Origin of the sequence: Streptococcus oralis (genome assembly GCF_001578945.1) — a bacterium.
Classification (GTDB): domain Bacteria; phylum Bacillota; class Bacilli; order Lactobacillales; family Streptococcaceae; genus Streptococcus; species Streptococcus oralis_Q.
Genome location: NZ_KQ969551.1, coordinates 492,073 through 492,925 on the forward strand (window position 1 = coordinate 492,073; position 853 = coordinate 492,925).

Here is an 853-nt window from a genome sequence, read left to right on the forward strand (position 1 = left end):
AAAAACAGGTCTACCTTTGCACACGCATAAGGTACCCGTCAAGCTCGAAGAAACAGAGCAAGGCATTACAATTCATTTCGAAGACGGTTCTAGTCACACCGCTAACCAAGTTATCTGGGCTACCGGCCGCCGTCCAAATGTAGACGGTCTTGAGTTAGAAAAGGCTGGCGTTACACTCAACCAACGTGGATTTATCCAAGTGGATGAATACCAAAATACAGTTGTAGATGGCATCTATGCTCTTGGAGACGTTACTGGCGAGAAAGAACTAACCCCAGTAGCCATCAAGGCAGGACGCACCTTATCTGAACGCCTCTTCAACGGGAAAACAAATGCCAAGATGGATTACACGACTATCCCTACTGTTGTCTTCTCCCACCCAGCAATCGGAACGGTTGGTTTAACCGAGGATCAAGCTATCAAAGAATACGGCCAAGATAACATCAAAGTCTACAAGTCAAGCTTTGCATCTATGTACTCAGCCGTTACAAACCATCGTCAAGAATCTCGCTTCAAACTCATCACCGCCGGTGCTGACGAAAAAGTTGTTGGACTTCACGGACTTGGTTACGGAGTGGATGAGATGATTCAAGGATTCGCTGTTGCTATCAAGATGGGAGCAACCAAGGCGGACTTTGATGCTACAGTGGCTATTCACCCAACCGCTTCAGAAGAATTTGTAACAATGCGCTAATTGATGGAAGAGACCCTCCGGAGCCTCTTTTATATCTTGAATGTACAATAGACTTTCCTGCGAAATCATAATTTAGTTTCAAAATTAATAATACCAGCAATAAGATTCATACGCAGACCAAACCGTTTCTTACGATTACGATAAGTGGTTGAAAAAATT

At 44.1% G+C, this 853-nt stretch carries 1 protein-coding gene and 1 pseudogene; one reads left to right on the plus strand and one right to left on the minus strand.

Going from position 1 to position 853, the window contains the following annotated elements; translation table 11 throughout:
• Positions 1 to 694, plus strand: a 694-nt coding sequence (locus SORDD16_RS05035) for an FAD-dependent oxidoreductase (RefSeq protein WP_164966489.1), incomplete at its 5' end; no start/stop codon positions are given.
• A gap of 65 nt (positions 695 to 759) precedes the next feature.
• Here the strand turns inward: SORDD16_RS05035 and SORDD16_RS11140 are convergent.
• A pseudogene (locus tag SORDD16_RS11140) lies at positions 760 to 853 on the minus strand (IS5/IS1182 family transposase); the annotation flags it as partial.